The organism is Stenotrophomonas sp. GD03794 (assembly GCF_029842145.1).
Lineage (GTDB): Bacteria > Pseudomonadota > Gammaproteobacteria > Xanthomonadales > Xanthomonadaceae > Stenotrophomonas > Stenotrophomonas riyadhensis.
The window spans coordinates 1-26,565 of record NZ_JAOCFV010000038.1; the positions used below are offsets into that span (position 1 = coordinate 1).

Here is a 26,565-nt window from a genome sequence, read left to right on the forward strand (position 1 = left end):
GAGCGACATCACCATCCTGGATCCGGAGAGTGCCTCCAGTGTGGGCACCGACCCGATCAGCCTGCCGGGCCTGTCCAAGCGCGTGTACAACTTCACCGCCTACTACGAGCGCAGTGGCTTTGAAGCACGCGTGAGCCAGCGCCGCCGCTCGGACTTCATCGGTGAGATCGGCAACTTCAACGGCAACCGCACGCTGCGTTACGTGGTGGGCGAGAACGTGACCGATGCACAGGTCAGCTACACCTTCAGCGACAGCAGCAGCCTGCGCGGGCTGACCCTGCTGCTGCAGGGCAGCAACCTGACCAACGAGCCGTACCGCACCTACGCCGGCAGCAAGGACCGCCCGCTGGAATACATCGAGTGGGGCCGCACCTACATGCTGGGCGTGAACTACAAGTTCTGACCACGACCGGGTAGTGCCGGCCGCTGGCCGGCAACACAAGGGGAGCAGGACCGGAAACCCGCTGCGCAGGCAGCGGGTTTTCTTTTGCGCGAATGCCGGCCGTCGGTCGGCAAGGCCCATCCACGCCTGGCGTGGATCTACTGGTTGGGGTGTCGCTGGGTAGATCCACGCCATGCGTGGATGCCCTTCACCACAATCCCACCCACAAAAAAGGGACGGGGCGCTTCGGCCCCGTCCCCGCAAGTACCGCCACCGGAGAAAACGGTCAGCTGCGTCGGGCGCAATACACCGCGCGCGGCGGCAGCTGGAGTTCATTGCCCTGCACCGTGCCCGCATCCGGGCCCGGCACCGCCACCTGCTGCCAGTTGCCCGGCGGCAGCGGATGGCTCACTGCTTCGGCCGACAGGTTGAAGGCCAGCAGGAGGGTTTCATCTGCAAGCATACGCTCGAACAGCAGCACTGGCTCGGCGCTTTCGATGAATCGGATGCTGCCATGCAGGAGTGCCGGCTGGCTATGCCGCCAGGCCAGGAACCCGCGGAACGCAGCCAGGACCGAGTCCGGGTCGCGCTCCTGCACCGCCACGGCCGCGGCGCGGTGCTCGGGTGGGATCGGCAGCCACGGCTGGCCGGCGGTGAAACCGGCCAGCGGCGCGTCGGTCCACGGCAGTGGGGTCCGGCAGCCATCGCGGCCCTTGAAGTTGGGCCAGAAGGTGATGCCATAGGGGTCCTGCAGGGCCTCGAACGGCACCTCGGCCTCGGCCAGGCCCAGTTCCTCGCCCTGGTACAGGCAGACCGAGCCGCGCAGCGAGCACAGCATCGCCACCAGCATCCGCGCCAGCCGCGGATCGGCCGGGCGCCCCCCCCAGCGGCTGACCGCCCGTTCCACGTCGTGATTCGAAACCGCCCAGCACGGCCAGCCTTCGGTCATTGCCGCTTCCAGCCGCGAGACCGTGTCGCGGATATAGGCCGCGCTGTAGTCGTCCACCAGCAGTTCGAAGCTGTAGCCCATGTGCAGGCGGCCATCGCGGGTGTACTCAGCCGTGGTCGCCAGCGAGTCCTCCGAGGAGATCTCGCCCAGGCTGACCGCCCCCGGGTACTCGTCCAGCAGCGCGCGCAGCCGCTCCAGGAACGGCAGGTTCTCCGGCTGGGTGTTGTTGTAATAGTGGTACTGGTAGGCGTACGGGTTGTCCGGGCTGAAGCCGCGACCGAAGCGCTTCTCCGCCGGCTTGGCCGGGTTGTCGCGCAGCTGCGCGTCATGGAAGCAGAAGTTGATCGCATCCAGGCGGAAGCCATCCACGCCGCGGTCCAGCCAGAAGCGCACGTTGTCCAGGGTCGCCTGCTGCACGTCCGGGTGATGGAAGTTCAGGTCCGGCTGGTCGACCAGGAAGTTGTGCAGGTAGTACTGCTCGCGGCGCGGCTCCCACTGCCAGGCGCAGCCGCCGAACAGCGACAGCCAGTTGTTGGGCGGCGTGCCGTCCTCGCGCGGGTCGGCCCAGACGTACCAGTCCGCCTTCGGGTTGCTACGATCCTGACGGCTCTCGCGGAACCAGGCGTGCTCGATCGAGGTGTGGCTCAGTACCTGGTCGATCATCACCTTCAGGCCCAGGCCGTGGGCCTTGGCCAGCAGGCGGTCGAAGTCGTCCAGGCTGCCAAACAGCGGGTCGACGTCGCGGTAGTCGGCGATGTCGTAGCCGAAGTCGGCCATCGGCGACTTGAAGAACGGCGAAATCCAGATCGCATCCACGCCCAGCGCGGCAATGTGGTCCAAGCGCTGGATGATGCCTGGCAGGTCGCCCACGCCATCGCCGTTGGCGTCGAGGTAGCTGCGCGGGTAGATCTGGTAGATGACGGCTCCGCGCCACCATGGATAGTGCGACATCGACAGCCCCCCTCCGGGCATGCAGGGCCCGCCGGAAGCGGGCCTAAATCCTGTTCCGGCAAGCTTAGCGGCGCCCTCCCGGGCATGGCGCAACCTGCATACGTATTCACGCAGGCGGCAGCCGTGGCCGGGCCGGGGACGTCGGCCAGCCCGGTTTGCGCCCGAATTCACAGGCAACGCCTATAATCAGCGATGAGCCTGAAAGCCTGATCGCATGACCATCACCGAAGACACCCGTCCCGCCCTGGGCCTGCCCCAGATCCAGTCGCTTGCCGCGGCCGACATGGCCGCCGTCGACGCCCTGATCCGGCGCCGGCTGTCCTCGGACGTCGTGCTGATCAACCAGATCGCCGACCACATCATTTCCGCCGGCGGCAAACGCCTGCGCCCGATGCTGGTGATGCTGGCCGGCCACGCGGTCGGCCACGCCGGCCCGGATCACCACCAGCTGGCGGCGATCATCGAATTCATCCACACCTCCACCCTGCTGCACGACGACGTGGTGGACGAATCCAGCCTGCGCCGTGGCCGCAGCACCGCCAATGCGCTGTGGGGCAACGCGCCCAGCGTGCTGGTCGGCGACTTCCTGTACTCGCGCAGCTTCCAGCTGATGGTCGAGCTGGAACGCATGTCGGTGATGCAGATCCTGGCCGATGCCACCAACCGCATCGCCGAGGGTGAAGTGCTGCAGCTGCTGCACGTGCACAACCCCGATACCGACGAAGCCGCCTACCTGCGCGTGATCGAACGCAAGACCGCGGTGCTGTTCGCTGCCGGCACCCGCCTCGGCGCGCTGGCCAGCGGTGTGGACGAAGCCACCCAGCAGGCCCTGTTCGACTACGGCATGCACCTGGGCTACGCGTTCCAGATCGCCGACGACGTGCTGGACTACTCGGCCAATGCCGAGGAGCTGGGCAAGAACCTGGGTGACGACCTCGCCGAGGGCAAGGCCACGCTGCCGCTGATCCACGCCATGGCCCATTCGGACGCCGCCACCCGCGAGCGCCTGCGCACCATCGTGCAGGACGGTGATGCCTCGGCGATGCCGGAAGTGCTGGCCGCGATCCGTGCCACCGGCGGCCTCGAGTACAGCCGCCGTCGCGCCGAGGAATACGCCGAAGCCGCCGAACGTGCGCTCGATGGTCTGGCCGACAACGACGCCGTCGCCGCCCTGCGCGGCCTGGCCCGCTACGCGGTGCAGCGTTCGCATTGACCGCCTTCGGTAGTGCCGGCCGCTGGCCGGCATTCCCGATGACATCCGCAGCATCATGAGGTTGCCGGCCAGCGGCCGGCACTACCGCTGCACGGATCAACGTTTCTCGAAACGCTCCTCGAAGAACTCATCCAGCGCTTTCCAGGCGCGCTTGGCTGCCCGTTCGTTGTACTGGCAGCCTGGCGGACTGTTGGCATCGCGCTCGGCGAAGCAGTGCACCGCGCCGCTGTAGTTGGTGAATTCCCAGTCGACCTTGGCCGCGTTCATTTCCTTCTGGAAACCGGCGATGTCCTCGGCGGTCACGCTGGTGTCGTCGGCGCCATTGAGCACCAGCACCGACGGGTGCGTGCCACCGGCCTGCGCCGGCAGCGGCGAGCCCAGCCCGCCGTGCAGGCTGACCACACCGGCCAGCGGCGCGCCGGCACGGGCCAGTTCCAGCACCGTGGTGCCACCGAAACAGAAGCCCACCGCACCGATCCGACGGGTATCGAGTGGCACCTTGCCGGCCTGCGCCTTGAGCACGTTCACCGCCTCCAGCGCACGTGCGCGCAGCAGCGGCCGGTCGTTGCGCAGCTTGCTGGCGATCGGGCCGGCCTCGGCATCGGTCTTCGGCCGCACGCCCTTGCCGTAGACATCGGCCACCAGCACCACGTAGTCATCGCCGGCCAGCTGCTTGGCCTTCTCGACCGCCGATTCGTTCACGCCCTTCCAGTTCGGCACCATCACCAGTCCCGGGCGTTTGTCATGCCCGCCATCGTCGTAGACCAGCACACCACTGAAGGTCGTGCCCTGATGCTTCCACTCCACCGGCAGGGTCTTCATCGCCGCCCATGCCGGCATCGCCGCCAGCCCCAGCATCACCGCCACACCGCATCGCCAACGATTCATGCGCCTGCTCCGCAAGAAAAAGGGGACGGAGGGGATTAAGCCGTATTCGCCCCTCCCGCGTCGCATTCTGCATTGGCGACGTGACGCAGGTGTGGTTGGATACGACTTAATCCCCTCCGTCCCCCTTTTTCTGCATGAACCTTGTTGATCGCTTTCTGTCTGGCCTGATCCCCCGCCTGCCTGCCGAGGATGCCCCGCAGTGGGCCCACGTGCAGGGCGCCAGCGGCGAAGACCTGCAGCGCCTGCGTGCGCAGTGGCCTCAGGTGCCAGACAGCCTGCTGGAACTGTTGTCCCGCGTGGATGGCACCCACTTCCGTGAGTACCCCGGCGGCGAGGTCTGCGTGCTGGTGCTCGGCTCGGACGTGGAGGACAGCGGCTATCCCTACTACCTGCGTTCGGTTGCGCAGATCTTCGAAGACCAGCAGCAGTGGGACGACAGCATCCGTTCGATCTACGAAGAGTGGCTGGATGACGAGCCGGAGATCCTGGGTGAGGGCATCGACGCCGATCTGCCGATGAACCGCCGCCTGTGCTTCTCGCACTGCATGAACAACGGCGGCACCTCGATGCTGTACCTGGATTTTGATCCGGCACCGGGTGGCACGGTCGGCCAGGTGGTGCGCTACCTGCACGATCCGGACAGCTATGCGGTGATCGCGCCCAGCTTCGATGCGTACCTGCAGCAGATGATTGATCGCGATTACGCGTTCATCGACCAGGACGAGGATTGAACCCAGCCGAGCATGGGCACGGCGCTACAGTAGATCCACGCCTTGCGTGGATGGGTGTACAGGATCCCGCTGGGGTCAGAGCCCTTTCCTGCGGAAAGGGATCCGACCCCGATCCGGCGGATCAGGCGATGCCCAACCCCGGAATCGCGCTGATGCTGTCCGGGTCGAATCCGGCCAGTTCGGCGAAGTGGCGGCCACGCGCTACGTAATCGCGGTAGGCGCCGAAACTCGGTGCGCCAGGCGACAGCAATACCACCCCGCCCTCAGAACCCAGCGCAGAACGCGCCAAAGCGATTGCCTCCGGCAGATCGCCGGCGGCATGCAGGCCGAAGCGACCAGCATCGGCCAGCGGCTGCAGCATGGCGTGGATGCGCGGGCCGTTGCTGCCCATGGTCACGATCTCCACCGGCGGCAGGTCGTGCGCCATGTGCTGCATGAAATCGGTCCAGTCCAGGCCACGATCATGGCCGCCCACCAGCAGCGCGATGCGCTGGCCGGCGAAACACTCCAGCGCGGCCAGGCTGGCATGCGGCGTGGTGCTGATCGAATCGTTCACGTAGGTCAGGCCATCGGCCACGCCGATGCGCTGCAGGCGGTTCGGCAACGGACGGAAGTCCTGCACCGCCGGCGCCAACGCCACCGCATCCAGTCCCAGCGCTTCCAGCGCGGCCAGCACCGCGCACAGATTGCCGCGGTTGTGGCGGCCCGGCAGCGGCGTGTCGCGGGTATCGAACACGGCCTGCTCGCCGCGATGCACGATGTCACCGCGCATATGCCAGCCCTGCGGCTGGTTGAACCAGACCACCTCGCTGTCGGGCAGCGACAGTGCGGCCAGATGCGGATCGGCGGCGTTGAGCACGGCGATGCGCGGCGCAGCTTCGGTCACCAGCCGCAGCTTGTCCTCGATGTAACGCTGCTCGCTGCCGTGCCAGTCCAGGTGCTCCGGGAACAGGTTCAGCACCACCGCCACCTGCGGATGGGCGCCACTGCGCGCCACCTCGCCGGTCTGGTAACTGGACAGTTCCACCGCCCAGTATTCGGGGGCGGGCTGCGGGTCCAGCACTTCCAGCAGCGGCAGTCCGATGTTGCCGACCAGGCCGGTACGGTGGCCGGCGGCACGCAGCAGATGTGCGACCAGCGCGGTGGTGGTGCTCTTGCCCTTGGTACCGGTCACGCACACGGTGTCGTGCACGATGCCATCGGCACCTGCATGTTCGGCAAACCACAGCGCGGTGCCACCGATGAAGGTGGTGCCCTGCCCCGCCGCCGCCAGCGCGACCGGCTGGTAGGGGCTGATGCCGGGCGACTTGATCACCACGTCGAACGCGGCCAGCGCTTCAGCAGAAGGCTCGCCACGCACGTCCAGCACGCCCTGTGTTTCCGCACGCGCGGCCTCCACTTCGGCCGCCGGGCAGAACAGGCTCAGCGGCAGTGCCGGCAGGCGCTCACGCAGCACCGCAAATGCCGCACGGCCCTCACGGCCCCAGCCCCACAGCGCAACGCGCTTTCCTTCAAGCGTCGAAATCTTCACGCACCCGTTCCCACAGCGCAGCCGGAACGCGGTGCTCGCCCTGCAGCTGCAGCAGCGGTGCCAGTTCCAGTTCGGCGGCATCCAGCTGCGGCTGGATCTCATTGCAGAAGCGCTTCACCAGCACGTCTTCCTTCCACTCCGGGCGCTGCGCCAGGGTCGCCATCGCCGCACGCGATTCGCGGCCTTCGCCCACGCACTCGAACGGCTTGTGGTCCTGGAATTCCAGCAGCGCGTCGAAACCGCCGGCCTGCTCGGCATCGTCCAGCAGGTTGCGGCCGAAGATGCGCACCAGGCGCGTCTTCGGCATGAACGGGGCCAGCGCCAGGAACACGAAATGGCACTTCGGGCAGACGCCGCACCAGCGGTTCACCGGGCGCTCGCCGAGGATGTGGAAGTTGCGGTTGCAGCTGGAGAAGTGCGCGTCGTAGAAGTCGGTCTTGGCGAACTGGCGGGCCACCGCCAGCTCGGACATCGGACGCAGCAGCGAGTAGTACTTCAGGTCCGCCGCCACGTGCGCCTGCACATGGCGACCGAACGCCTGCTCGAACGCCCAGCCCTTGGACCACTGGTGGTTCACTTCGCCGGTGCCCGGAATCTGGCTGCCGTAGCTGGCCGAACGCTCGTTGGAGAACACCACCTGGTCCACGCCCTGCAGCAGCGCGGCCAGCACCATGATCGCCGAGTTCACCGCGGTGACCGGGATATGGCCGTTCCAGGCGCCCTGGCGGTTGAGCTCGAACAGTTCCGGCGCCAGCGCGCGGCCCAGGTTCAACGTGGGCAGGCCGGTACGCTCGGCACAGGCGCGGATCAGCTGCGAGCCACCGATCCAGGTCACGGTCTCGTCCACGCCGGCGCGGCGCAGCGCTTCGATGCTGACCAGCGAATCCTTGCCGCCACCGATCGCCACCAGCGCGTGCGGCTGCAGGCCCAGTACCGGCGCCTGCACGGCGTCACCCTGCACCGGCAGGCGGAAGCGCCCGCGCAGGTTCAGGCCATTGCGGTACGCGAATTCACCCAGGCCATTGAGGTAGACCGTCTCCACCAGCGCAGCGGTATCGGCATCGATGGTGTAGCTGTCGATGCTGACCGTCTCCGGCACGCCCGCCTTGTAATAGCTGACACCGGCGATCAGGTGCAGCAGCTGCAGCGCGCGCTGCACGGCGGCGCTACGCGCTTCGTCCAGCACGAACGGGGCGCCCGGCACGGTGATGGTTTCCACCATCTCCGGGCCGTCATCGAAGGCGTAGACCAGCCTGGCCACGCCGGTCTCCGCAGCGAATTCGCAGCGGACGAAGCGGAAGCGGGAAACCTGGTGTTTATCGAAAGCAGTCATGGTGTATCCGGTCAGGCACGGGCCCGCGCAGCTGCGCGGGGCGTGTCGGTGGGCGGGTGCAGGGCGCGCGCGGTGGTCATTCGATCACGTCTTCGCGCGGCAGCAACCGCTGGTTGTAGGTGTTGGCCATCGAATAGCCGTACGCGCCGGCGTCGGCGATCAGCATCACGTCGTCCGGCGCGGTCGACACCGGCAGCTTGCGGCGCTTGCCGAACACATCGCTGGATTCGCAGATCGGGCCGACCACATCGAACGCCGCTTCGGCATAGCCGCCCTGGCGGCTGAGGTTCTCGATGTCGTGCCAGGCGTCGTACAGGGCCGGACGCATCAGTGCGTTCATGCCAGCATCCAGACCGACGCGGCGCACGCCGTCCTTCTCCACCACCTGGGTGACATGGGTCAGCAGCACACCGGATTCGGCCACCAGGTAGCGGCCCGGCTCGATCGCCAGGCGGAATGCAGGATGCAGCGCCTTGACCTCGGCCAGGCCCTCGGCCCAGGCGTCGAGATCGAACGGCTCGTCTTCGTCGCTGTACGGAATCGGCAGGCCACCGCCGATGTCGATGGTGTGCACGCTGCCGATGCGGCGGGCGAAACCTGCCAGCTCATCGCACATCAGGCGCCAGTGCTGCGCGGTTTCCACGCCGCTGCCCAGGTGCGCATGCAGGCCGACCACGCGGCTGCCCAGATCGGTGGCCGCGCGCACGAACTCATCGACGCGGGCGATCGGGAGGCCGAACTTGGAGTCCTTGCCGCCGGTACGGACCTTGGCATGGTGGCCTTCGCCACGGCCCAGATCCACGCGCAGCCACAGCTCGCGGTTGCGGAACAGGTCCGGCCAGCGCTGCAGTGCTTCGACGTTGTCGACGGTAACGGTCACGCCCAGCGCGAACGCGGCTTCGTACTCGCTGCGCGGGCAGAAGCTGGGGGTGAACAGCACGCGCTTGGGCGACAGTTCGGGCAGGTGCTGGAACACGTGCTTCAGTTCGCCGTGCGATACGCACTCCAGGCCGAAGCCTTCGGCTTCCAGCAGCTGCAGGATGGCCGGGTGGCTGTTGGCCTTGATCGCGTAGTAGCGCTGGTCGATCGGCTTGATCGCGGCCAGCGCGCGGGCGCGGGCGCGCACCGTCGGCAGGTGGTAGACGTAGCGTGGCGTGCCAGCATCGGCCAGCTGCAGCAGGTGCGCACGCTGGCCCCGCCACCACGGCGTGCCACGCGGGCGCACGGTGCCGGCGATCTCGCGCCAGCGCGGGCCGAACACCTCGGTCTCTTCCACCGGCATCGCGCCGCTGTCGATCAGCTCGGCGTGCAGGATCGGCAACAGGCCATCGGCATCGGCTTCGTCGATGACGAAGGTGAGGTTCAGGTCGTTGGACGACTGCGAGATCATGTGCACGCGTTCGCGGCCGAAGGTCGCCCACACGTCCGACAGCTTGTGCAGCAGCGAACGCATGCCGCGGCCAACCAGGGTGATCGCCGCGCACGGCACGATCACCTTCACCTTGCAGATCTGCGACAGGTCAGCCGACAGCGCAGCCAGCACATCGGTGTTGACCAGGTTCTCGGACGGGTCCAGCGACACGGTGACGTTGGTCTCGGCCGAACCGATCAGGTCCACCGACAGGCCATGCTTCTTGAACAGGTTGAACACATCGGCCAGGAAGCCGACCTGCTGCCACATGCCGATGCCTTCCATCGACACCAGCACGATGCCGTTGCGGCGGCTGATCGCCTTCACGCCCGGCACCGGTGCAGCGCTGCCATCGATGCTGGTACCCGGCAGTTCCGGGCGCTCGGTATCGAGGATGGCCATCGGCACGCCGGCATCGCGGCACGGCTTGATCGAGCGCGGGTGCAACACCTTGGCGCCGGTGGTGGCGATTTCCTGCGCCTCGTAATAGTCCAGACGGGTCAGCAGGCGCGCGTCCGGCACGTCCTTCGGGTTGGCACTGAACATCCCCGGCACATCGGTCCAGATCTCCACGCGGCTGGCACCGAGCAGCGCACCGAAGTACGCCGCCGAGGTATCCGAGCCACCGCGGCCGAGGATGGCGGTACCACCATCGGCATGCCGCGAAATGAAGCCCTGGGTGATCAACAGGCGGGTCGGCTGCGCGCGGAAGCGCTGCATCCACTCCGCATCGGCACGCCACTGGCAGTTCACCGACAGCCGCTGCGACCAGTCGCTCTGGTTCGGCTGCGGCGGCATCGCGTCCAGCCACTGGCGGGCATCCATCCAGCCCATGTCCAGGCCCGAAGCGTGCAGATAGGCCGCGCCCAGGGTGGAGGACAGCAGTTCGCCCTGGCCCAGCACTTCGGCCTGCCACTGCAGCGGCCGGGTGGCCGCGCGCGCGTCGTCGAGCAGCCCCTGCAGCGCCGCCAGGCGCTCGGCCAGCACCTCGCGGCCCAGGCCGAGTTCAACCAGGAAGGCCTCGTGGCGTTCGACCAGCGCCGCCACGCGATCACGGCTGTCCGGCGCGCCATCGGCGATCGCGGTCAGTTCGTTGGTGACCCCGGACAGCGCCGACACCACCACCAGCACGCGCGAGCCGGTCTCTTCCGCACGTTTTTTCGCCAGCTTCCCGATCGTGTCCCAGCGATGACGACGCGACACCGAGGTGCCGCCGAACTTCAGTACGATCCAACGATCGACAAGGGGGGAAGCTGACATGGATTGGCTATGTAGAATGTGGGGAAGCCGCCCTCAGGGGCGGAGCCTTTGATTCTAAGCGCAATATCCCCGTAGATGGCCGTCCTCCGTTACCTGCAGCTCGATGTCTTCGCCCCCCGCCCCGGCACCGGCAACCCACTGGGCGCCATCCTGGACGCCGATGGGCTCTCCGGCGAGCAGATGCAGGCCCTGGCCGCCTGGCTGAACCTGTCCGAGACGGTGTTCTTCCTGCGCCCCAGTGCGCCCGGCGCCGATTACCACATCCGCATCTTCACCCCGACCCGTGAGCTGGCCTTCGCCGGCCACCCCAGCGTCGGCGCGGCCTGGGCGGCGGTGAGCTGCGGCCTGGCGCAACCGCGCGACGGTGCCCTGCTGCAGCAATGCGCGGCGGGGTTGCTGCCGGTACGGGTGAGTGGCCCGGCCGAGGCACTGCAGATCCAGCTGGCCAGCCCACCGGCGCGACATCTGGACACAGCGGCGGACGGAGCACCCGAAGCGCTGCTGGCCCTCGCCGCCAACGGGCACGTGCCCGAACTCTGGGACAACGGCGCACGCTGGTGGCTGCTGCCGCTGCGCGACGCCTCCGCCGTACGCAACCTGGCGCCGGACATGGCCGCGCTGGCCGACTGGAGCCTCGCCACCGATGCCACCGGCCTGGCCGTGTTCGCCGACGAAGCCGGCACCGACCATACCCGGGTGGTGCGCGCATTCTGCCCCGCTGATGCGGCCGCCGTACCCGAGGACCCGGTGACCGGCAGCGCCAATGCGCTGATCGGCGCCTGGCTGCGGCAGCGCAACGCCCTGCCCGGCCGCGAGGGCCGCTACGTGGCCAGCCAGGGCCGCGAAGTGGGTCGCGATGGCCGCGTACAGGTCGAGGTCGATGCACAGGGCACGGTCTGGATCGGCGGCCAGGTGCAGCCGGTCATCGACGGCCAGATCAGCTGGATGTAGAGCCGAGCCCACGCTCGGCTGCTTCTTCTCACACCCCAACACAGCCGAGCATGGGCTCGGCTCTACAACGGCGCGCTAAGCTGCGCGCTACCTGATTCTGGAGTTTCCCCGATGCCCGCACGCCGTTTCCTGCAGCTGGATGTGTTCTCCCCGCGCGCCGGCGCCGGCAATCCGCTGGCCGTGGTGCTCGATGCCGAGGGCCTGGACGATGCCAGCATGCAGGCCATCGCACGCTGGACGCGCCTGCCCGAGACCACCTTCGTGTTCCCGCCGCAGGTCGCCGGTGCCAGTTACCGGCTGCGCATGTTCAGCCCGCAGAAGGAAGTTCCGTTTGCCGGCCACCCCAGCGTCGGCACCGCGCATGCGGTGCTGCAGGCCGGCCTGGCCGCAGCGGTCGATGGTGTGCTGGTGCAGGACGGCATTGCCGGTGCCCTGCCGCTGCGCGTCAGCGGTGAGGGTGCGCAGCAGCGCATCGCCATCCGCACGCCGCGCGCGCAGCTGGCCGAGACTGCCGAGGCGACCGATCCTCGTCTGCAGGCGGCGCTGAAGGACTGGCCGCTGGGCTCCCTGCCGCCGGCGCGGATGCAGGGCGGGCGCAGCTGGTGGGTGGTGCAGGTGGCCGATGAAGCCGCGTTGCGTGCCCTGCGTCCGGACTGGGATGCCGTAGCCGCACTGGCCGAGTCCACCGACAGCATGGGCGTGTTCGCCTATGCCTTCAGCGATGGTGGTGAGGGCTTCGATCTGGCGGTACGTGCCTTCGTCGGCAATGGACGCCGCTTCGAGGACGCCGCCTCCGGTGCCGCCAACGCCGTGCTGGCCGCATGGCTGGACCTGCGCGATGCCCTGCCCCGTGGTCGTGCACCGTTCGAAGTCAGCCAGGGCCGCGAAGTCGGCCACGATGCACGCCTGACGCTGCTGGTCGACGAGGACGGCGAGGTCTGGTCGGGCGGCCAGGTGCAGACGGTGATCAGCGGCACCATCGATTGGTGATCCGCAAGCGGTAGAGCCGAGCGTGGGCTCGGCTCTACAGGTAACGGCCGCTCAGCCCAGCTCGGCTTCCAGGCTGATCGGCACTGCGCTCAGCGCCTTGGATACCGGGCAGTTCTGCTTGGCGTCATCGGCAATCGCACGGAACTGCGTCGCGTCGATGCCCGGCACCACCGCCTTCACCTTCAGCCGGATCTGCGACAGCTGCGGGCCGCCCTCCAATGACAGATCGACCTTGGCTTCGGTATCCAGCGAGGTCGGGGTAAAGCCGGCCTCGCCGAGCTTGGCCGACAGCGCCATGGTGAAACAGCCGGCGTGCGCGGCAGCGATCAGTTCTTCCGGATTGGTGCCCTTCTCGTCACCGAAGCGGCTGTTGAAGCCGTAGCGGGTCTTGTCCAGCAGCCCACTCTGCGGCGTGCTCAACTGTCCCTTGCCCGACTTCAGATCGCCTTCCCAGTGCGCGGTGGCGTGTCGCGAGATTCCCATATGCTGCTCCTGCGTGGCGGTGATGAACGGTCACCCTCGCACGGCACGCGTTAGCCCTGCGTCGCTCCGCCGCATGCCGAACGTCCGCCGGGAACCGGGCAGATGGACACTTCTTCACCAGCCATCTGCGCATTTCCCCCTTGTTTTCAGTGGTTTCGCGCATTCCACCGATGGACGGGCACCAGCCATCGCGCATGCTGCCGCGCCCCCATCCCCCACGGCCGGCCATGTACTGAATCGGCCTGGATATGAAAAAACATGCACTTTCCGCGCTTCAGGCTATTGGCGGCGCCCGAGAGTTGCCCTACATTGCGCTTGCCGACGGGGTTCGGCGCCGACCAAACAACCAACCGTTCACGGAACAGGAAACCATGGCAAAGACCGCTAAGAAGGCTGCCCCGAAGAAGGCAGTGAAGAAAGTCGCGACGAAGGCAGCCGCCAAGCCGGCCGCTCCGAAGCCGATCAAGGAAGTGCTGACCAAGTCCGGCCTGGTTGCACACATCGCTGAAGCCTCCGGCGTCATCGCCAAGGACGTCCGCGCTGTGCTGGCCTCGCTGGAAAGCGCCGTCGCCTCCTCGGTGCACAAGAAGGGCGCTGGCTCGTTCACCCTGCCGGGCCTGCTGAAGATCACCACCGTCAATGTGCCGGCCAAGCCGAAGCGCAAGGGCATCAACCCGTTCACCAAGGAAGAGCAGTGGTTCGCCGCCAAGCCGGCCACCACCAAGCTGAAGGTGCGTCCGCTGAAGAAGCTGAAGGACGCCGCGCTGTAAGCGCGCGCCCCAACGCGGATTCCGACGGGACGGCTCTGGCCGTCCCGTTTTTTTTGTCCCAACCACGGTCCGCAACACAGCGTTGCCGCAATCCCGGGAATGCCCGTACAGGCCCGCCAGCATTGGCTGCGCCCGACCTGCCGCAGTACCGGAACGTACCGGGTGGAACACTGCGTGCAGCGCCGGCCGTCGCTGTCGGCCGCGGCCTTGCCTATGGTGGGCACATCCTCCACAGCTACGGCGAGCACCCCCTCATGGCCAGCCCCTCCACCCGCTACCGGATCTCGGTGACCCCGATCGAAAAGGACGGGTTGCAGTGCACCGGGCGCTGCACCATCGAACTCGAACACCGTGCCAGCCGTGACCTGATGCGCCTGCTGGAAGGAGCGCCGCGCACGGCAGGTCTCAGCGGCGACGAGCGCGCCACCCTGGTGATCGCCACCCAGCTGCTGCGCGACATCGTGCAGCGCCATGCCGAGTCCGACGGCCACGCGCTGGCCGCCATCGCAGCACAGGTACTGCCGGCCCTGGACGCGCTGGAACAGCTGCCCTCCTCCCGCTGATACCGGCGCAGCCGATACACTGCGCTCCTTCACGTCGCCTCGGGGAGGAGGCAGGCATGCGCAGGTTCCTGTTGCTGATTTCGCCACTGGTGTTGCTGGGCTGTTCCCGGCCAGCAGCGCAATCGGATCCAACACCGGCCCCGCCCCCCGCAGCCGCCAGCGCGGAGGTACAGGCCAACGCGGAAACCGCCACATCCGCCCTGCAATCACCGACGGTCGATCCGCTGTTTGCTGCAGTGGACACCGACGCCGTCCCCCCTTCGGTGATGCTCAACCGCTACGTGATCGCGCTGCTCAACCGCGACCGCAGCACCAGCGACGCCGCCTGGGCATTCCCGCCCGCCGATCCGCGGCACGCAGACGATGCCGTCCTGCGCCAGCTGCAGGACCTGCGCACGCTGCGCCTGGACAGCGAGCCCCCGATCGCACGCGACGACCAGCAGCCTCCCCGGCTGCTGGAGGTGCCGGTGCGGATCCGCGCGGTCACCACACAAGGCACCTTCCGCTTTGGCGGCTGGTACCGCGTGCAACCCAGCCGCGACGGTCGCGCCTGGCAGATCCAGTCGGCGCAACTGCGCCCGTCGCTGGACTGAACCGTTGCAGCGGCATGCACGCGCGATTCAGCCGGCACGGCTACTCTTTGATTCGTCCATTCATATCCACCGGTCACCGCCATGCGCCTGCGTTCCCTGATGACCCGCCTTGCCGCCTCCACCGTGCTGATCGCCGCTGCGATCGGCGCGCAGGCCGCCCCTTCCATCTCCGGCCGCGAACTGTCGGTCGGTGCCAGTGACGTGCAGCAGTACCTCGATGGCAGCTTCCCACGCACGCAGGACGCCCTCGGCGGCCTGATCGCGCTGACCATGAGCCATCCACAGCTGAGCCTTCCGGCCGGCGAGCGGCTGAACCTGGGCATGGATGTTGCTCTGGCCACCGCCGGTGGCAACCCGTCCAAGCTGGGAACGGTGAAGCTCAGCAGCGGCCTGCGCTATGACGCGCAGACCCAGGGCTTCCACCTGCAGCAGCCCAGCGTGGATGACTTCACCCCGGCCAACCAGGGCGGTCGCCTCGATTCGCGCACCCGCGGCCTGCTCAATGCCTGGCTGAGCGACTACGCCCAGCGCGAACCGATCTACAAGCTGGACCCGGCCGTGGCCGGCCTGCTCGGCGCCCTGCAGGTACAGTCGGCACAGGTGAAGAACGGCAAGCTGGTGGTCACCTTCAACCAGAACCTGGGCAATCTGGTGCCGGCAGGCGTACTGGGTAAATAAGGCAGTGCCGGCCGCTGGCCGGCACGCTTTTCACATGTGTGCCGGCCAGCGGCCGGCACTACCCGCTGTGGGTCAGCGCTTGGGCTGCAGCATGGTGCCGGTGCACTTGGGCGAGCCGCAGCGGCACTCCCAGATCTTCTTCAGCTTGGCGGTGTGACGCTCGGCCAGGGTGATGCCGTAGTTGTAGGTCAGCTCTTCGCCGGCCTTGATATCACGCACTGCCTCGATGAACACCTTGTCGCCCCGGCTGTCGCCGTCCTCGTCTTCCTCGATCACCGCCTCACAGTTCGGGTCGCAGCTGTGGTTGATCCAGCGCGCGTCATTGCCCTTGTAGTTGGCATCGATCACCCAGTCGTCGTTGAGGGTGAACAGGAAGGTATGGCCACTTTCGACGTCGCCGCTGTCATCGGCATCGACGTCGCCGTGGCTGCGCAGCAGGCCCTTGTACTGGATCACGCGCTCGCCCTGCTTGATCGGGGCCACGGCGAACACGCCGTTGCCATGGATGGCGGACTTGCGGGCTTGGATCTTCTTCGGCATCGGCACGGGCTGTTTGCAGCGAATGGAACCGGGATTCTCGCCCATTCCGGGTGATTGCGAAAATCACCCCGTTGGCGCAGCATTGCGCCCTGGCAACGGCCCCGGTGTGTCCTCCCGGCCCGGCCCCAGCACCGGCTGAATGCCCGGGTTGGATGGCGGCGAATAAAAGCGTACAATTTCAGTCCGCTTTAAGAACCACTCGCATCCCCATGTTGCGCGTCACCAAACTCACCGATTACGCCACCGTCGTACTGACCGTGCTCGCCGCCCGTCCGGGCGAGGTGCTCAGTGCCACCGAGCTGGCCGAATTCACCGGTCTGGAGCCGCCCACCGTCAGCAAGGTGCTCAAGCCACTGGCCCAGGCCGGCCTGGTTGAAGGCCTGCGCGGCGTCCGTGGCGGTTACCGGCTGACCCGCGCGGCCATCGAGATCTCGCTGTTCGAAGTGGTCGAAGCGATGGAAGGGCCGTTGGCCCTGACCGAATGCAGCCACGACCACCACCAGTGCGGCATGGCCCCCAAGTGCGGCGCGCGCAGCAGCTGGCGGTTGATCAACGACGTGGTCTCCGAGGCCCTGCGCGATGTCAGCCTCGCGCAGATCCTGCCCCCTCTCCCCCTTGTCGATGACGAACAGCGCCGCACCATCGCTGTCGACGTCGTCTCCTGATCCGTAGGCAGCCCCCCCATGGCCACCGAAACCATCGAAAACGTCGCCCACGACGACACCCCCAACCGCGAGATCCACGAGCAGCTCGGCCGCAAGTATTCGGCCGGCTTCATCACCGAGATCGAATCGGACTCCCTGCCGCCGGGCCTGGACGAGGACACCATCCGTGCCCTGTCGGCCAAGAAGGAAGAACCGGAGTGGATGACGCAGTGGCGCCTGGACGCCTACCGCCACTTCCTGACCATGCCGATGCCGGACTGGGCCAAGCTGGAGATCGCGCCGATCGACCTGCAGGCGCTCAGCTACTACTCCGCGCCGAAGGGCCCGAAGTATGCCTCGCTGGATGACGTGCCGAAGGAGCTGCTCGACACCTACGACAAGCTGGGCGTGCCGCTGCATGAGCGCGCCAAGCTGGCCGGCGTGGCGGTGGACGCGGTGTTCGATTCGGTGTCCGTCGGTACCACCTTCCGCAAGGAACTGGCCGAGAAGGGCATCATCTTCTGCTCGATGTCCGAGGCCATCAAGGAACACCCGGAGCTGGTCCGCCAGTACCTGGGCACCGTGGTGCCGGTGGGCGACAACTATTTCGCCGCGCTCAACTCGGCGGTGTTCTCCGATGGCAGCTTCGTGTTCATTCCCAAGGGCGTGCGCTGCCCGATGGAACTGAGCACCTATTTCCGCATCAACGCCGGCCACACCGGCCAGTTCGAGCGCACCCTGATCGTGTGCGAGGACAAGGCCTACGTCTCCTACCTGGAAGGCTGCACCGCGCCGATGCGCGATGAGAACCAGCTGCACGCCGCGGTGGTCGAGCTGGTCGCGCTGGAAGATGCGGAGATCAAGTACTCCACGGTGCAGAACTGGTATCCGGGCGACGAGAACGGCGTCGGCGGCATCTACAACTTCGTCACCAAGCGTGCCGAATGCCGTGGCGCGCGCAGCAAGGTCACCTGGACCCAGGTCGAGACCGGCTCGGCGATCACCTGGAAGTACCCGTCCTGCGTGCTGCTGGGCGACGACTCGGTCGGTGAGTTCCACTCCGTGGCGCTGACCCATCACCGCCAGCAGGCCGACACCGGCACCAAGATGATCCACATCGGCAAGCGCACCAAGAGCAAGATCGTCAGCAAGGGCATCAGTGCCGGCCGTGGCCAGAACACCTACCGCGGCCTGGTGCGGGTGGACCGCAACGCCGACGGCGCGCGCAACTACACCCAGTGCGATTCGCTGCTGATCGGCAAGCAGTGCGGCGCCCACACCTTCCCCTACATCGAGGTGAAGAACCCGGGCGCCACCGTCGAGCACGAGGCCACCACCTCCAAGATCTCCGACGACCAGCTGTTCTACTGCCGCGCCCGTGGCATCAGCCAGGAAGACGCGGTGTCGATGATCGTCGACGGCTTCTGCAAGCAGGTGTTCCGCGAACTGCCGATGGAGTTCGCGGTGGAAGCCAAGAAGCTGCTGGAAGTCTCGCTGGAAGGTTCGGTGGGCTGACCGCCCGCCCCTGCCCCTCGCAAACGCATTCTCTTTACCGGCGGGCCGCGGCCCGCCCCACGGAAACCCCCACCATGCTGAAGATCGAAAACCTCCACGCCCGCATCGGCGACAAGGAAATCCTCAAGGGCCTGTCGCTGGATGTGAAGCCCGGCCAGGTGCACGCCATCATGGGCCCGAACGGCGCCGGCAAGTCCACCCTGGGCAATGTCCTGGCCGGCCGCGACGGCTACGAAGTGACCGAAGGCAGCGTGCAGTTTGAAGGCACCGACCTGCTCGAGCAGGACCCGGAAGCGCGCGCCGCCGCCGGCCTGTTCCTGGCGTTCCAGTACCCGGTGGAAATCCCGGGCGTGAACAACACCTACTTCCTGCGCGCGGCACTGAACGCCCAGCGCAAGGCGCGCGGTGAGGACGAACTCGATTCCATGCAGTTCCTCAAGCTGGTGCGCCAGAAGCTGGCCGTGCTGCACCTGAAGGATGAACTGCTGCACCGTGGCGTCAACGAAGGCTTCTCCGGTGGCGAGAAGAAGCGCAACGAGATCTTCCAGCTGGCCGTGCTGGAACCGAAGCTGGCGATCCTGGACGAAACCGATTCGGGCCTGGACATCGATGCGCTGAAGAGCGTGGCCGACGGCGTCAACGCACTGCGCGCCGCCGACCGTTCGTTCCTGGTCATTACCCATTACCAGCGCCTGCTGGACTACATCAAGCCGGACGTGGTGCACGTGCTGGCCGATGGCCGCATCGTCAAGACCGGTGGCCCGGAACTGGCACTGGAACTGGAAGCGCACGGCTACGATTTCCTCAAGGATCGCGTGGTGCGCGAGGCGGCCGTCTGATGAGCGCGCTGCTCGATTCGATGGCCCAGGCCTTCTGCGGCAGCGATGCGCGCCGCGAAGTGCTGGACGCGGCCCTGCGTGACGGCCTGCCGGCCGCCCGCAACGAAGCCTGGAAGTACACCTCGCTGCGCCAGCTGGAGCGTCGTGCGTTCGCCGCGGCACCGCTGCAGGGCCCGGCGTTGGACGCCGCGCTTCTGGAGGACATCCCGGCGCCGCGCCTGGTGTTCGTCAACGGCCGCCTGGATGCCGCGTTGAGCGACGTGCAGGGCCTGCCGGCCGGCGTGCAGTTGCAGCCGCTGTCGGCCGCACTGGCCTCCGGCGAAGACGCCGTGCGTTTCCTTGGCCGCCGCTACGAGCGCAGCGAAGAGATTTTCGCCCGCCTCAACGCCGCGCTGGCCGATGAAGGCGTAGTGCTGCGCGTGGACGAAGGCGTGCAGGTTGAGGTACCGCTGCAGCTGGTATTTGCCAGCGTCGCCGGCGATACCGACCTGGCCTGGCACCATCGCCACCTGATCGAACTGCGGGCCGGCGCCAGCCTCGGCGTGGTCGAGCACCGCTTCAGCGTGGGTGACTCCGCCCACCTGGACAACACCGTGCTGCATGCCCACGTCGCCCGTGATGCCGTGCTCAAGCACGCCCGCGTGCAGGCCGGCAGCGCGCGCCAGACCAGCTTCCTGCGCACCGACGCCGTACTGGCCCGCGACGCGCAGTACCACCGTGTCGACCTGGAACTGGGCGCCGCGCTCAGCCGCCATGAACTGAACGTCCGCCTGGAAGGCGACAACGCCCAGCTGACCGCCAACGGCGTGCTGCTCGGCAATGGCCGCCGCCATGTCGAAACCCGCCTGGGCATCGACCACATCGCGCGCGATACCGCCTGCGAACTGCTGTGGCGCGGCGTTGCCGCCAACCGCAGCCGCGTGGTGTTCCATGGTGGCATCCAGATCCGCGAAGGCGCCGATGGCACCGACGCGAACCTGTCCAACAAGAACCTGCTGCTGTCGGCCGATGCCGAGATCGACACCCAGCCGACGCTGGTGATCGACGCCGATGAAGTGAAGGCCGCGCACGGCGCGACCGTCGGCCAGCTCGACGCCAATGCGCTGTTCTACCTGCGCTCGCGCGGCCTGCCGCAGGCCCAGGCACAGGCTCTGCTCAGCGCCGCGTTCTGTCACGAGCCGCTGAAGATCCTGCCAGACGCGCTGCGTGCGCAGCTGGCACGCCGTCTGGACAAGGCGTTGGCCGAGGCGGGTGTGGCATGAACCTGTCCACGCCGCGCCCGATCGAAGAACGCACCGGCGCACCCGACTGGGACCGCGTCCGCCTCGACTTCCCGCTGCTGATGCGTGAAGTGCACGGCAAGCCGTTGGTCTATTTCGACAATGCCAACACCGGCCAGAAGCCGGTGCAGGTGATCGGCGCGGTGGACGAGTTCTACCGCCGCTACAACGCCAACGTCAGCCGTGCGGTGCATGCACTGGGCAGCGAAGCCACCGATGCCTATGAAGGCGCACGCAACAAGCTGGCGCGCTTCCTCAACGTGCGTCCCAGCGACCTGGTGCTGTGCAGTGGCACCACCTTCGCCATCAATCTGGTGGCCTACTCGTGGGCGCTGCCGCGACTGAAGGCCGGTGACGTGATCCTGATCACGCGCATGGAGCACCATGCCAACATCGTGCCGTGGCAGCTGGTCGCGCAGCGTACCGGCGCCACCATCCGCGTAGCCGAGATCACCCCTGATGGCGCGCTGGACCTGGATGCGCTGCGCGCGGCGATGACCCCGGAAGTCAAGCTGCTGGCGGTCACCCATGTCTCCAACGTGCTGGGTACGGTCAATCCGGTGCGCGAGATCTGCCGTGAAGCGCGCAAGCGCGGCATCATCACCGTGGTCGATGGCTCGCAGGCCGTGCCGCACCGCAAGGTCGACGTCGCCGCGATCGGCTGTGACTTCTACGCCATCACCGGCCACAAGATGTGCGGTCCGACCGGCACCGGTGCGCTATGGGCGCGCCGCGAGCATCTGGACGCGATGCCACCGTTCCTCGGCGGCGGCGAGATGATCAAGGAAGTCAGCTTCGACGGCACCGTGTTCAACGATGCCCCACACAAGTTCGAAGCCGGCACCCCGAACATCGCAGGCTTCATCGGCCTGGGCGTGGCTGCCGACTACCTGCAGGAGCTTGGGCAGGAGAACGTGGAAGCACGCGAAGCCGAACTGCTGGCGCACTTCACCGAAGAGCTGCGCCGCGTTGACGGCCTGCGCATCATCGGCGAAGCGCCGGAGAAGGCCGCCGTGGTTTCGTTCCTGATCGACGGCGCGCATGCGCACGACCTGGCGACCCTGCTCGACCTGGAAGGCGTGGCCGTGCGCTCAGGCCAGCACTGCGCACACCCGCTGCTGCAGTACTTCGGCGTCGCCGCCACCTGCCGTGCCTCGCTGGCGTTCTACAACACGCACGCCGAGATCGAGCGCTTCATGACCGCGCTGACCAAGGTGCGCAAGCTGCTGGGCTGAGCCCGGCACAGCGGGGTCAGATCCCTTTCGCATCGCGAAAGGGCTCTGACCCCATCAACGGCCCCGACAGCCGCCGCTGCGACTGCAGCGCGCCACGCATCGCCACCAGATCCCCGGCAGGAATGCCCTGCGCGATGAACTCCGCATAGCGTCTGTGCCGCTCATCCGCATCAGCAGCAATGAACTCGAATGCCGAATGCGGTACGAGCAGTGCATTTGCCCGTCCCCGTGCATTCGCGCGATAGCTCGACCAGCGATAGTCACCAGGATGAGCCACCTTCCCCGCCCGAACCGGGTTGAGCTCGATGTAGCGTTGGCAGGCCAGCAGATAGCGATCCGTATCCACCACCGTGGAGTGGAAGCGCCCCTCCCATAACGTGCCGGTGCGGCCCTGCTGACCATTCACCCGACGTACGTAGGCCCGGCTCACGGCCTGCATCATCCGCGACAGCCCGCCAGAGACATCAGGCGTCGCCAGAAGATGGACGTGATTGTCCATCAGCACATAGGCGTGAATCCGGCAGTGCTGCTGGTCTGCGTGATGACACAGCAGACGCAGGTAGGCCACGCGATCGTCATCCGTGAAGAACACGGGCTGGCGATTGTTGCCGCGCTGGACGACATGCTGCGGGTATCCGGGCGCATCGATCCTTCGGGGGCGTGGCATGAGCGTTTCCTGGGGCTGAGGGGTCAGAGCCCTTTGCTGCACAAAGGGATCTGACCCCGAGCATCTGCCAACTCCGCGCCCGTGCCAGTCGGTCCATAGCCTGCCGTTGGGTCAGTAGACGCCGGGGTCAGATCCCTTTCGCGCTGCGAAAGGGATCTGACCCTACCTCCCCATTTGCGCCCGCCCCCACCCCACCTAGAATGGGCCCATGACCACCCTGACCTTCCGTGCCGCCACGCCGGCCGACATCCCCTCCCTGATCGCCCTGGTCACCTCGGCCTACCGGGGTGACGCCAGCCGCGTCGGCTGGACCACCGAAGCCGACCTGCTGGACGGTGCCCGCATCGACGCCGAAGGCATCCAGGCCGACCTGGACCGCCCGCGCTCCACCATCCTGCTGGCCGAACGCGAGGGCCAGCTGGTGGCCTGCGCCCATGTCGCCGATGTCGACGGCAAGGGCTACTTCGGCATGTTCTCGGTCGACCCGGCCCAGCAGGGCGGCGGGGTCGGCAAGCAGATGATGGAGGCTGCCGAAGCGCATGCGGCGCGCGAATGGAACGTGCCGGTGATGCAGATGACGGTGATCGACGTGCGCGACGAGCTGATCGCTTTCTATGAACGCCGCGGCTACCAGCGCACCGGCATCAAGAAGCCGTTCCCCTATGGCGACGAACGCTTCGGTATTCCCAAGCGCGACGACCTGCGCTTTGAGATCCTGGAAAAGCCGCTGGCCGGAGCCGTCGCGTGAGCGAGGCCTGGACCTTCGTCTGCGCCGGCGCCGAACTGCTGCCGGGTGAAATGAAGAGCGTGTTCGACGAGGTGACCGGCACGCCGATCGTGGTGTTCAACCTCGACGGCGAGCTGTACGCCCTGGAAGACCAGTGCACCCATGAGGAGTTCGAGCTGTCCTCGGGGGAGTTCAACACCAGCGAAGGCAGCGTGGAATGCGTGCTGCACGGTGCGCGCTTCGACGTGCGCGACGGCCGTGCCCTGTGCGCCCCGGCCTACAGCCCTGTGCCCAAGTTCCCTGTGAAGCGCGAGCACGACGCGGTCTGGACCCGCGACGACCGCGATTGAGACGGCGTTCGGCCTGCTGGGAATGCCCTCGGACGCCCCTGCCGAAGAGCATCCACCCATGGGGCGGGTCTACCAGAGTGTCCTGAGCGGCGCCCCAGGGCCCTTCCGGGCCATCCAGATCGCCCACCCGATTGCGCATATGCGAATCATTATCGTTGATGTTATTCTACGTAACATCTTCGTAACGACATCGCCCCTGCGCCATGGCTTCGCCCGCGCCCACCGCCACGCTGTGCCAGCTCGCCCGCCAAGGGTGGCCGCTGCTCGTGGCCGTGCTGCTGACGTTGCTGCTGGGCTGGTCGGCCTTGCACGAAGGGCGTGGCGGCGATCCGGCCGCGCACGGCTGGCAGGCACACGCTGAAGATCTGCTGCAGGCGATGCCGCTGCCGCAACCGCCAGCCGACGAATGCCCGCAGCACGCCGTACCAGCACCGGAGCCTCCGTTCGATGGCGAGGGCACCTCGCCCTGCACCGGTCTGGTCCCTGCACGCGCTGCTCTGGTCGCGCGTATCCCGCTGTGGCGCTCCAATGCCCTGCGCTGGCAGTTGCATGATCCCGCGCTTCGGTTGAACCCCGGCCACGCACCGCCCGTACCGCACGCCAGCTGAGGCGCCCTGCGGCCGTTGCCGTGCGCCTGATTGCGTTTCCTGCCAGCCGAGCATGGCTCGGCTCTACAGAACCCACTTCCCGCCTGTCGCCGCATGCCCATCTGCGCCGGCTCGCCCTCGCCCTTTCCCGATCCAAGCCACTACCTACAGCCATGACCCACATCACGTCCCGCAAGCACGCTCCGCGCGTTTCCCTGCTCGCCACCGCCACCCTGGCCGCCGGCTTCGCACCGCTGGCCGCCCAGGCCGCCGACAGCGCCGACGGCTCCCGCAAGGCCACCGACCTGGACAAGGTGCAGGTGCGCGGCAGCTGGTTCAACCCGTCCTCGCCGAAGTTCACCGCCGAGCTGCTGGACACCCCGAAGTCGGTGTCGATCGTGTCGGAGAAGCTGATCGCCGAAACCGGTGCGACCAACCTGCAGGATGCGCTGCGCATGGTGCCGGGCATCACCTTCGGCGCCGGCGAAGGCGGCAACCCGACCGGCGACCGCCCCTTCATCCGCGGCTTCGATTCGCAGAGCAACATCTTCGTCGACGGCCTGCGCGACGTCGGCTCGCAGACCCGCGAGATCTTCGACCTGGAGCAGGTGGAAGTGGTCAAGGGCCCGAGCTCGGCCTACGGCGGCCGTGACTCCGGTGGTGGCAGCCTGAACCTGGTGAGCAAGACGCCGAAGCTGAAGAACGAAACCAGCGCCAGCATGGGCATCGGCACCGACAGCTACGCGCGCGGCACCGTGGACGCCAACTACGTGCTGGGCGATGGCATCGCCGCCCGCCTGAACCTGATGAAGCACGAGTCGGACATCGCCGGCCGTGACGCTGCCAATGTCAGCCGCTGGGGCATCGCACCATCGATCGCGTTCGGCCTGAACGGCCCGGCGCAGCTGATCGCCAGCCACTACCACATGCAGAGCGATGACCTGCCGGACGCGGGTGGCTTCCCGTATGGCAACCCGAACGGTGCACCGGCCTCGAAGTGGGTCGATGGCCGCCCGATGGTCCCGGACCGCAACAACTACTACGGCCTGGTCGACCGTGACTTCCAGCGCACCCGTGCCGACATCAGCACCCTGGATGCCAGCTACGACTTCGGCGGCCACAAGCTGCGCAACATCGCGCGCCTGGGCAACACCAGCAATGATTACCTGTGGACCCAGCCGGACGACAGCCAAGGCAACCCGAACAACTACGGCACCTTGTGGCGCCGTACCAACACCCGTGCCGTCGACGTCAAGAGCTTCGCCGACCAGCTGGGCCTGACCGGCGCCTTCCAGACCGGCGCGCTCAAGCACAGCTACAGCGCTGGCGTGGAATACAGCGACGAGAAGATGACCCGCGGCAGCTACCTGATGACGCCGGGCACCAGCAACCCGCTGACCGGCAACAGCAAGTGCCCGACCACGGGCGCGGCCACCGGCTACAACTGCACCGACTTCGCCAACCCGAACCCGCGCGATCCGTGGGCGGCCACCCATTCGGTGTACCGCAGCGACAAGGCGCTGGACGTCGAGCAGCGCACCAAGACCAAGTCGGCCTACCTGTTCGACACCATCGAGCTCAATGCACAGTGGAGCTTCAACGTCGGCCTGCGCTACGACGACTACTCCGCAACGCTGACCACGCCGGTGCAGGGCAAGGCCCCGACCCGTGCGCGCAACGACAACGACTTCCTGAACTATCAGGCCGGCGTCGTCTTCAAGCCGATGGCCAACGGCAGCATCTATTTGTCGTACGGCACCTCCTCGACTCCGCCGGGCATGGATGGCGGCGATGGCGCGGACGGCCTCAACGAAGGCATCGCCAACCTCAAGCCGCAGGATACGAAGAACCTCGAACTGGGTACCAAATGGGACCTGTTCAACAACCGCCTGAACCTGACCGCTGCGATCTTCCACACCGTGCTGAACAACGCGCGCGTGGCCGTCGACAACGGCAACAACCAGAACGCCGGCAAGAAGGAAATCAATGGCTTCGAGCTGGGCTTCAACGGACAGCTGACCGACGCCTGGAGCCTGTACGGCGGCTACACCTATCTGGACTCGGAACTGAAGGACAACGGCTTCGTCTGTGGTGCACCGGTGGGCCGCACCTGCCCGTCCAACGTCTACGTGCCGTCGCCGAACAACGGCAACGAGTTCCCGAACACCGCCAAGCACAGCGCCAACCTGTGGACCACCTACCGCTTCCCGATCGGCCTGACCGTCGGCGCCGGCGCGTTCTACTCGGACAAGCAGTACGGTGACGTTGCCAACACCAAGTGGATCCCGAGCTACACCCGTTTCGACGCGATGGCCAGCTACGCGATCCAGGACAACATCAGCCTGCAGCTCAACGTGCAGAACCTGACCGACAAGACCTACTTCACCAAGGCCTATGCCTCGCACTACGCGAGCATCGCCCCGGGTCGCTCTGCCACGCTGGCACTGAACGTGAAGTTCTGATGTAACTCCGCTCCACCACGGCGGCAGGGTCTCCTGCCGCCG

25 protein-coding genes and 1 pseudogene are annotated in these 26,565 nt (G+C 67.1%); 18 read left to right on the forward strand and 8 right to left on the reverse strand.

Annotation, left to right across the window (positions count from 1 at the left end):
* Positions 1 to 403 (forward strand): annotated as a pseudogene (locus N5D91_RS17295) (TonB-dependent receptor); the annotation flags it as partial.
* A gap of 265 nt (positions 404 to 668) precedes the next feature.
* Here the strand turns inward: N5D91_RS17295 and N5D91_RS17300 are convergent.
* Positions 669 to 2,282 (reverse strand): alpha-glucosidase family protein, encoded by a 1,614-nt coding sequence (locus N5D91_RS17300; RefSeq protein WP_153856442.1) that lies wholly within the window; start codon positions 2,280 to 2,282, stop codon positions 669 to 671.
* Positions 2,283 to 2,496: 214 nt separating this feature from the next.
* On the opposite strand from N5D91_RS17300, the gene N5D91_RS17305 reads away from it, so the two are divergent.
* Positions 2,497 to 3,495 (forward strand): polyprenyl synthetase family protein, encoded by a 999-nt coding sequence (locus N5D91_RS17305; protein WP_110711491.1) that lies wholly within the window; start codon positions 2,497 to 2,499, stop codon positions 3,493 to 3,495.
* Between the two features lie 96 nt (positions 3,496 to 3,591).
* Here N5D91_RS17305 and N5D91_RS17310 read toward each other — a convergent pair whose 3' ends face one another.
* Positions 3,592 to 4,383 (reverse strand): dienelactone hydrolase family protein, encoded by a 792-nt coding sequence (locus N5D91_RS17310; RefSeq protein ID WP_180847433.1) that lies wholly within the window; start codon positions 4,381 to 4,383, stop codon positions 3,592 to 3,594.
* Between the two features lie 134 nt (positions 4,384 to 4,517).
* On the opposite strand from N5D91_RS17310, the gene N5D91_RS17315 reads away from it, so the two are divergent.
* Positions 4,518 to 5,114 (forward strand): SMI1/KNR4 family protein, encoded by a 597-nt coding sequence (locus N5D91_RS17315; protein WP_180854115.1) that lies wholly within the window; start codon positions 4,518 to 4,520, stop codon positions 5,112 to 5,114.
* A gap of 121 nt (positions 5,115 to 5,235) precedes the next feature.
* Here N5D91_RS17315 and murD read toward each other — a convergent pair whose 3' ends face one another.
* The 3 genes from murD to N5D91_RS17330 form a co-directional block, all read right to left on the reverse strand.
* Positions 5,236 to 6,645 carry a UDP-N-acetylmuramoyl-L-alanine--D-glutamate ligase gene (murD, locus tag N5D91_RS17320; RefSeq protein WP_180854114.1) on the reverse strand — a complete coding sequence of 470 codons (1,410 nt, stop codon included), beginning with the start codon at positions 6,643 to 6,645 and terminating at the stop codon, positions 5,236 to 5,238.
* Entirely contained in the window at positions 6,626 to 7,978 is a 1,353-nt protein-coding gene (gene murL, locus N5D91_RS17325) for a UDP-N-acetyl-alpha-D-muramoyl-L-alanyl-L-glutamate epimerase (RefSeq protein WP_180854113.1), read from the reverse strand. Before murL ends, murD begins: the two co-directional genes overlap by 20 nt.
* A 76-nt stretch (positions 7,979 to 8,054) precedes the next feature.
* Positions 8,055 to 10,649 carry a bifunctional aspartate kinase/diaminopimelate decarboxylase gene (locus N5D91_RS17330; RefSeq protein ID WP_180854112.1) on the reverse strand — a complete coding sequence of 865 codons (2,595 nt, stop codon included), beginning with the start codon at positions 10,647 to 10,649 and terminating at the stop codon, positions 8,055 to 8,057.
* Between the two features lie 75 nt (positions 10,650 to 10,724).
* On the opposite strand from N5D91_RS17330, the gene N5D91_RS17335 reads away from it, so the two are divergent.
* Positions 10,725 to 11,600 (forward strand): PhzF family phenazine biosynthesis protein, encoded by an 876-nt coding sequence (locus tag N5D91_RS17335; protein WP_180854111.1) that lies wholly within the window; start codon positions 10,725 to 10,727, stop codon positions 11,598 to 11,600.
* Positions 11,601 to 11,711: 111 nt separating this feature from the next.
* Positions 11,712 to 12,590 (forward strand): PhzF family phenazine biosynthesis protein, encoded by an 879-nt coding sequence (locus N5D91_RS17340; protein ID WP_110711477.1) that lies wholly within the window; start codon positions 11,712 to 11,714, stop codon positions 12,588 to 12,590.
* Between the two features lie 51 nt (positions 12,591 to 12,641).
* Here N5D91_RS17340 and N5D91_RS17345 read toward each other — a convergent pair whose 3' ends face one another.
* Entirely contained in the window at positions 12,642 to 13,073 is a 432-nt protein-coding gene (locus N5D91_RS17345) for an OsmC family protein (RefSeq protein WP_005408443.1), read from the reverse strand.
* Between the two features lie 371 nt (positions 13,074 to 13,444).
* Between N5D91_RS17345 and N5D91_RS17350 the strand changes: the two genes are divergently transcribed.
* From N5D91_RS17350 to N5D91_RS17365, 4 genes are all read left to right on the forward strand, one after another.
* Positions 13,445 to 13,843: an HU family DNA-binding protein gene (locus N5D91_RS17350; protein WP_010483539.1), complete on the forward strand. Its 399-nt coding sequence runs from the start codon at positions 13,445 to 13,447 to the stop codon at positions 13,841 to 13,843.
* Positions 13,844 to 14,097: 254 nt separating this feature from the next.
* Positions 14,098 to 14,406, forward strand: coding sequence for a DUF3861 family protein (locus tag N5D91_RS17355; protein WP_110714275.1), 309 nt, complete (start codon positions 14,098 to 14,100; stop codon positions 14,404 to 14,406).
* Between the two features lie 56 nt (positions 14,407 to 14,462).
* Positions 14,463 to 14,999, forward strand: a complete 537-nt coding sequence (locus tag N5D91_RS17360; protein WP_180854110.1) for a hypothetical protein — start codon at positions 14,463 to 14,465, stop codon at positions 14,997 to 14,999.
* A gap of 81 nt (positions 15,000 to 15,080) precedes the next feature.
* Positions 15,081 to 15,677 (forward strand): DUF1439 domain-containing protein, encoded by a 597-nt coding sequence (locus tag N5D91_RS17365; protein ID WP_049413438.1) that lies wholly within the window; start codon positions 15,081 to 15,083, stop codon positions 15,675 to 15,677.
* Positions 15,678 to 15,749: 72 nt separating this feature from the next.
* On the opposite strand, the gene N5D91_RS17370 is transcribed toward N5D91_RS17365, so the two are convergent.
* A complete protein-coding gene (locus N5D91_RS17370) occupies positions 15,750 to 16,217 on the reverse strand; it encodes an SET domain-containing protein-lysine N-methyltransferase (RefSeq protein ID WP_110714274.1) in 468 nt (155 codons plus the stop codon).
* Between the two features lie 209 nt (positions 16,218 to 16,426).
* Here N5D91_RS17370 and N5D91_RS17375 point away from each other — a divergent pair, with 209 nt between their 5' ends.
* The 5 genes from N5D91_RS17375 to N5D91_RS17395 all read left to right on the forward strand — a co-directional run bounded on the left by N5D91_RS17375 (position 16,427) and on the right by N5D91_RS17395 (position 21,730).
* The gene (locus N5D91_RS17375) at positions 16,427 to 16,882 is read left to right on the forward strand and encodes an SUF system Fe-S cluster assembly regulator (protein ID WP_110711474.1); all 456 of its coding nucleotides are present in this window, start codon (positions 16,427 to 16,429) and stop codon (positions 16,880 to 16,882) included.
* Between the two features lie 18 nt (positions 16,883 to 16,900).
* Positions 16,901 to 18,376 (forward strand): Fe-S cluster assembly protein SufB, encoded by a 1,476-nt coding sequence (gene sufB, locus N5D91_RS17380; protein ID WP_010483551.1) that lies wholly within the window; start codon positions 16,901 to 16,903, stop codon positions 18,374 to 18,376.
* A gap of 74 nt (positions 18,377 to 18,450) precedes the next feature.
* Positions 18,451 to 19,215, forward strand: a complete 765-nt coding sequence (sufC, locus tag N5D91_RS17385) for a Fe-S cluster assembly ATPase SufC (RefSeq protein WP_110711472.1) — start codon at positions 18,451 to 18,453, stop codon at positions 19,213 to 19,215.
* Positions 19,215 to 20,477, forward strand: coding sequence for a Fe-S cluster assembly protein SufD (gene sufD, locus N5D91_RS17390; protein ID WP_180854109.1), 1,263 nt, complete (start codon positions 19,215 to 19,217; stop codon positions 20,475 to 20,477). The genes sufC and sufD overlap by 1 nt, the downstream gene beginning before the upstream one ends.
* Positions 20,474 to 21,730, forward strand: coding sequence for a cysteine desulfurase (locus N5D91_RS17395; RefSeq protein ID WP_180854108.1), 1,257 nt, complete (start codon positions 20,474 to 20,476; stop codon positions 21,728 to 21,730). Before sufD ends, N5D91_RS17395 begins: the two co-directional genes overlap by 4 nt.
* Positions 21,731 to 21,746: 16 nt before the next feature.
* On the opposite strand, the gene N5D91_RS17400 is transcribed toward N5D91_RS17395, so the two are convergent.
* On the reverse strand, positions 21,747 to 22,397 hold the full coding sequence (locus N5D91_RS17400; protein ID WP_180854107.1) for a transposase: 651 nt from the start codon (positions 22,395 to 22,397) through the stop codon (positions 21,747 to 21,749).
* A gap of 208 nt (positions 22,398 to 22,605) precedes the next feature.
* On the opposite strand from N5D91_RS17400, the gene N5D91_RS17405 reads away from it, so the two are divergent.
* The 4 genes from N5D91_RS17405 (at position 22,606) to N5D91_RS17420 (ending at position 26,523) form a co-directional block, all read left to right on the forward strand.
* Positions 22,606 to 23,145: a GNAT family N-acetyltransferase gene (locus N5D91_RS17405; protein ID WP_180854106.1), complete on the forward strand. Its 540-nt coding sequence runs from the start codon at positions 22,606 to 22,608 to the stop codon at positions 23,143 to 23,145.
* Complete coding sequence (locus N5D91_RS17410; RefSeq protein WP_180854105.1) at positions 23,142 to 23,474, forward strand: non-heme iron oxygenase ferredoxin subunit; 333 nt, start codon at positions 23,142 to 23,144, stop codon at positions 23,472 to 23,474. Before N5D91_RS17405 ends, N5D91_RS17410 begins: the two co-directional genes overlap by 4 nt.
* 203 nt (positions 23,475 to 23,677) lie before the next feature.
* The gene (locus tag N5D91_RS17415; protein WP_180854104.1) at positions 23,678 to 24,082 is read left to right on the forward strand and encodes a hypothetical protein; all 405 of its coding nucleotides are present in this window, start codon (positions 23,678 to 23,680) and stop codon (positions 24,080 to 24,082) included.
* Positions 24,083 to 24,234: 152 nt separating this feature from the next.
* A complete protein-coding gene (locus N5D91_RS17420; RefSeq protein ID WP_180854103.1) occupies positions 24,235 to 26,523 on the forward strand; it encodes a TonB-dependent receptor in 2,289 nt (762 codons plus the stop codon).
* The last annotated feature ends 42 nt before the right edge of the window (positions 26,524 to 26,565 follow it).